The organism is Candidatus Alcyoniella australis (assembly GCA_030765605.1).
Taxonomy (GTDB): domain Bacteria; phylum Lernaellota; class Lernaellaia; order JAVCCG01; family Alcyoniellaceae; genus Alcyoniella; species Alcyoniella australis.
Genome location: JAVCCG010000065.1, coordinates 1 through 5201, shown reverse-complemented (window position 1 = coordinate 5201; position 5201 = coordinate 1). Strand labels below are relative to the sequence as shown.

Below are 5201 nucleotides of genomic sequence, written 5' to 3'. Positions count from 1 at the left end.
TGCGAACCAGACAACTATCTCAACGTATTTCGGACCGGCAATCCGAAAAAAGCTCAACCTGATTTCAGCCGAGCGCCTACCCAATAATGTTATTCAACATTATTACCCTCCTCCCATTTTTCGATGCGGAGAAAGTCGTGGCGCTACGACCAGAGGACTACGCGAGTTTTGCCCCCGGCTCAAAGCCGGGCGCGGAGAGGCTCGTTGGATTATGACCATGGTTGCTCGCGTGCATTGCTGCAGCTCCAAGCTGCCGCGAGCTTTGCACCGGCTCATAGTCGGCCCTGCTCGCGCCCACCAATATTGTTGAACAACAATATTCCCCACACCCACACATCGTCAGATCGCGGGAAGTTGCAGCGACTGGTCCGAGGGTCTGCCCGTGGCGCTCTCCAAGCTGTTGATCCAATCCTCGGCCTTGCGCACCGACCAGGCCACGGTCTCCTCGCCGGTCTCGGTGATGAAATGAACGTAGAGCAGCGGAACGCCCAGTGAGGTCCCGGCGTGATACTTCTTCAGGCCGAAATCCTTGATGTTGTTCATCGGGATCGAGAGCTCGAGCTTGGGCTTGGCCCGCAGGAACCACAGCTCGCGCTCGGTAAGCAGCAGCGCGCCGTTGCCCCGCGTCTGTTGCTCCCCCTTGGATTCCAGGCCGATGAAGTTGGCCTGAACATCGTGCATCAGCACTTCCTGCTGCTGGAACTTCTGCGCGATTCGCGCGGCCATCGATAGTTTGACGAACCCGGCGATCGATTTAATAACCGCGATCGCCAGTAAAACGACGATCAACGCTGACAACAGGATTTTAATAAACAGCACCATCGCGCTCTCCATGGTTGGGAAAAGCATTCTACCAGCGAAACTCAATTCCAGACAGGGGCAGGGCGCTCGCGCCCCAATCCGCGCTCCGACAATCGAACGCCGCGGTCCGGAATCTGGAGGGCCGGGGTCACTGCGCCTGGTTCCAGCTGTGTACTCTGTGCTGAAAAACTCCCTATAAAACAGACGTAAAAATAAAAAATAAGCAAAAAGCAAAAGTTGGTATGCCCCTTGCTAATTGCTTATGTCGAGAATCGAAACGGAGAGAACAATGTATCTGATGCTGCTGCGAGACCTCGACCGCTGGCGCCGCAGAAACGAGCGGGGAGTGGAGCTCAGCGACCAGGAGCTGATCGCGCTGGCCAGCTACGAGCCCACTCACCGCGAACATCTGGGGCACATCAAGCTACGGCCCGAGGTGGTGACCGAGCTGGGCGACGAACTGGTGGGATTGGTTCGCAGCCGCCTGATGCAAGAGTTGTATTTGGAGCTCGGTTTCAACTGAGCACGACGGTCTGTCCGGCCCTTGTTTGGGAGTGCCTCCTTCTGCTGCAGGGTCCGGCGCCGTGTGATTCGGTACGGCGAGCCATGGCCCTAATTTAGTGGGCATCGGCCGTTCTTAAACGGTCATGGCCCGGGTTCGACCCGGGCCTGTTCAGATTTTTAATGGATCTGCGCGGCCCGCGGGCGTTGCCGGGCTATTCGCTCGGCGGATCGTCCTGCTGCGGTTGGTCTTGGGGCTGCTCGTCTTGAGCTTGCTCGTCCGGGGACTGCTGGGTCTGCTGGGCCTGTTGGGTCTGCTGGGTCTCTTGTTGGTCGGCCCGAGGTCCGAGCGCATCCAGGGGGTTGGGCTTTTTATTGGCGTTGGGGTCGCGCAGCCTGGCCTGCAACTCGGCGAACAGGGCCTGCTTATCCCCGGCGCGGACCTTGGGGTCGAAACGGGCGTCGATCTGCTTGGACAGCTCGTCGCGTTGGGACTGCTGCTGCTGTTCGAGTTGTTCGACCTTGGGCGGGGCCTGGCGATCGCGCAGCTGGCCGACCTTAACCCAGTCCTCGAGGTAGATCCGCTCGTCAAAGGCCGTGGGCACGATGCGGATCGCGCCGACTTCTTCCAGACGGTTGGCCAGATAGTGCGCGCGTTCGCGCGCAATGCCGACCTCCGCGCCGATTTCGACTGCGCTGGGAGCCTTGTGCTCGCGGTGGCATAGCACCTTGAGCGCGGCGCAGAACAGCTCGGCCTGGTCCACAAGCTGCTCATTGTCGGCCATCTTCATTCCTCGCTAATATTGACAGTGACAGCTCAGCATACAGCAGGCGCGCGGATCAAGGGAAGCGCGCAGCCTGACCGGTCTTTACAAAGTTTGGCGATCCGGTTTAAATGAGCGCTCAACCGGTACGAATCAACCAGATGAAATAGCACGGCAGTGCTCAATTAGGGGGGCGGTATGAGCTCTAATCCTTTCCACGTCGACGAATCGAGATCTTGGTTCACTGCCGAGGCCGGATGGCCCGACGAGGTGCCGAAGAACATCGAATTTCCCAAGGTGACCATGGGCGAGATGTTGCGCGAATCGGCCCGCAAGTGGCCCGACGCCAAGGCCGTATGGTTCCTTGATTGCTACATCACCTACAAGGAGCTCGACGAGCTGGTCGATCGCTTTGCCACGGCGTTGCACAATATCGGCGTGCGCAAGGGCGAGGTGTTCACCATGCTGCTGCCCAACAGCTTCCAGTACGTGGTGGGCTATTACGCCTGCGCGCGGATCGGCGCCATCGCCTCGGGCATCAACCCGACCTACAAGTCCGGCGAGGTGCTGCACCAGCTCAAGACCATCGGCGCCAAGTACCTGCTGGTGCTCGACTCGCTCTACGAGTCGACCGTGGCCCCGATCATCGACGAGAGCCCGGTGGATAAGGTAATCGCCACCAACGTCGTGGACTTGGTCAAGATCAGCCCGCTGAAGAAGATGCTGGGCAAGGCGCTGAAGAAGATCCCCACCGGCACGGTGCCGCCCCAGGCGTTGCGCTTCAGGGATCTGATCAAGGCCGCGCCCAATCCGCCCAAGGTCGATATGACCGCCGACGACGTGATGACCTACATCATGACCGGCGGCACCACCGGCGTGCCCAAGGCCGCGGTGCTCAGCCACTTCAACACCTACAGCAACGCGCTGCAGTCCAAGCACTGGCTGTTCAAGACCAAGCCCGGCGTCGCGTCGATCGGCGTGCTGCCGCTGTTCCACAGCTTTGCCATGACCTGCGTGATGAACATCAGCCTGATGGTCGGCGCGCACATGATCCTCTTCCCGCGTCCGCCCGAGACCGGCGAGCTGCTGCGCAAGATCGTCGAACTCGGACCCGAAGAGGGTTCGATGTACCCCGGGGCCGAGATCCTGTTCAAAAGGATCGCCGAGTTCCCGGACGTGGATAAATACGACCTGGCCGGCAAGTTCGAGCTCTGCGTCTCCGGCGCGGGTCCGCTGCATCGCCCGGTACAGGAGGCCTTCGAGAAGGTCACCGGCGCGCGCCTGGCCGAGGGCTTCGGCCTAACCGAGTCCACGCCCGTGGTCTCGGCCCACCCGTTCTGGGGCAACCGCAAGATCGGCACCATCGGGCTGCCGTTCCCGGGCACCGAGTGGAAGATCGTCGATCCCGGCGACTGGAAAAAGGACATACCCCAGGGCGAGGCCGGCGAACTGGCCGTGGCCGGACCGCAGGTGATGGTCGGCTACCTCAATAAGCCCGAGGAGACCGCCGAGACCATCGTCGAGTCCAAGGGCAAGCGCTGGCTGCTCACCGGCGATATCGGCCGCATTGACGAACACGGTCGCGTGAGCATCGAGGACCGTAAAAAGCAGCTGATCAAGTACAAGGGCTACTCGGTGTTCCCCACCGAGGTCGAGACGCTGCTGATGGGACACGAGGCAGTGCTCGAGGTCGCGGTGGCCGGACTGCCCGACGTGCAATCGGGCGAGATCATCAAGGCCTGGGCCGTGCTCAAAGACGATTACAGGGGCAAGGTTTCGGCCGATGAAATCCGCGCCTGGGCCAAGGAGAACCTGACCCACTACAAAGTTCCGCGCTCGATCGAGCTGATCGGGGAGCTGCCCAAGTCGATGGTCGGCAAAGTGATGCGCCGCACGCTGCAGGAGGCCGACCCGATCTGGGTCAAGGCCAACAGCGAGTCCAAGGGCTGAGCCTGCGCAGGGCAATCAAGACGAAAAAAGCGCCCCCGCCGACGGGGGCGCTTTTGTTTTAAGCGCGATATGTCGTGGAGCTTAGAAAACGTAGACGGAGATTCCGCCGTAGACTCCCAGGTTCCAAAAGCTGATGTCCCAATCGTAGTCGTGCTCGTTGCTGTGCTCGCCCGATCCGCGGCCGATGTCCATATAGCCGGTGAGGTCCAGCGAGACGTGCTTGTAGATATTGACCTTCAGTCCGCCCTGGGGGCCGAGGAACCAGCCGCTGGTCACGTCCTGCTCGTCCTCGGTCTTCGACGAGATGCGGAACAGGCCCAGGTGGCCGCCGATGAAGGGGTTCATTACTTCATTGAGCTGGAAGTTGTAATCGTAGTACGGGCCGATGCGGATGCCGTTGTTGCTGCCTTTCACGTCGTCGCCGTTGCTCGTGGTCCATGAGCGGGCGTAGAGCGTGGCCATGCCGCCGACCTCGTGGTTCTTGGTGATGAAGTAGCCTGCGACCAGCCCGCCGTGGGCCTCGTTGCTTAACAGGCCGATGCCGATTCCCGGCGAAGTGTAGTTGTGGTCGCCGCCCTCGTACTCATCGGTGCGCGACACGTAGTCGATGCCCGCCAAATACGCGCCGATGCGCAGACCGTCGGCGCGCTTCTCTTTGGCCGCGAGCGGCAGGGCCATGAGCAAGACAAGCAGTGCGGCGATGCAAACGGTTCTGATTTTCATCTGTCCCCTCCGAGCTATTGGTCGTGTTGTTGTCCGTTGCCCAAGAAAACACTGCCCGCAGTGCCAATGCAAGGGAAAACTTAAGGGCGGGCTGCAACGAAATAATAGGCCGCGCTGTCAATATCAGGGTAATTATCGAGCAGGGTCGGCTTTGATCATGGGGCGGGGTCTGTTAAAAATCGATAGTTAACACAGAGCCTAAAATTAACCCGGAGGGTTCGGCCGTGCGTGCAATACTGCTGCTGGTGATCGTTGTGCTGCTCGCAGCGGGCTGCTCTGATCAGCAGGCACAGCCCGAGCAGCCGCAGCCGCCCGTGGACTGCAAGGTCAAGTGCGCTGATCAGCCCGACTCGGTCTGTTGTTCCGATTGCTGCGTGGGCAGCTACGTGTGGCAAGAGGGCCGATGCCGCTGCATCTGAGGCTGCGCTGAGCGTGGACGCGGCGCGCAACGCTGCGCTGAGC

Annotated in this window: 6 protein-coding genes; 3 read left to right on the top strand and 3 right to left on the bottom strand. The window is 60.6% G+C overall.

Translation table 11 applies throughout. From position 1 onward, the window contains the following. Positions 1-339: 339 nt before the first annotated feature. Positions 340-822 carry a hypothetical protein gene (locus tag P9M14_07375; GenBank protein MDP8255550.1) on the bottom strand — a complete coding sequence of 161 codons (483 nt, stop codon included), beginning with the start codon at positions 820-822 and terminating at the stop codon, positions 340-342. Positions 823-1090: 268 nt separating this feature from the next. Between P9M14_07375 and P9M14_07370 the strand changes: the two genes are divergently transcribed. Next, positions 1091-1324, top strand: coding sequence for a hypothetical protein (locus P9M14_07370; protein ID MDP8255549.1), 234 nt, complete (start codon positions 1091-1093; stop codon positions 1322-1324). 193 nt (positions 1325-1517) lie between these two features. Here the strand turns inward: P9M14_07370 and P9M14_07365 are convergent, their stop codons facing one another. Next, entirely contained in the window at positions 1518-2087 is a 570-nt protein-coding gene (locus P9M14_07365) for a hypothetical protein (GenBank protein ID MDP8255548.1), read from the bottom strand. A gap of 177 nt (positions 2088-2264) precedes the next feature. Here P9M14_07365 and P9M14_07360 point away from each other — a divergent pair, with 177 nt between their 5' ends. Continuing rightward, complete coding sequence (locus tag P9M14_07360) at positions 2265-4016, top strand: AMP-binding protein (protein ID MDP8255547.1); 1752 nt, start codon at positions 2265-2267, stop codon at positions 4014-4016. A gap of 81 nt (positions 4017-4097) precedes the next feature. Here P9M14_07360 and P9M14_07355 read toward each other — a convergent pair whose 3' ends face one another. Continuing rightward, positions 4098-4739, bottom strand: a complete 642-nt coding sequence (locus tag P9M14_07355) for an outer membrane beta-barrel protein (GenBank protein MDP8255546.1) — start codon at positions 4737-4739, stop codon at positions 4098-4100. A gap of 224 nt (positions 4740-4963) precedes the next feature. On the opposite strand from P9M14_07355, the gene P9M14_07350 reads away from it, so the two are divergent. Further along, positions 4964-5158 carry a hypothetical protein gene (locus P9M14_07350; protein ID MDP8255545.1) on the top strand — a complete coding sequence of 65 codons (195 nt, stop codon included), beginning with the start codon at positions 4964-4966 and terminating at the stop codon, positions 5156-5158. Positions 5159-5201: the final 43 nt, after the last annotated feature.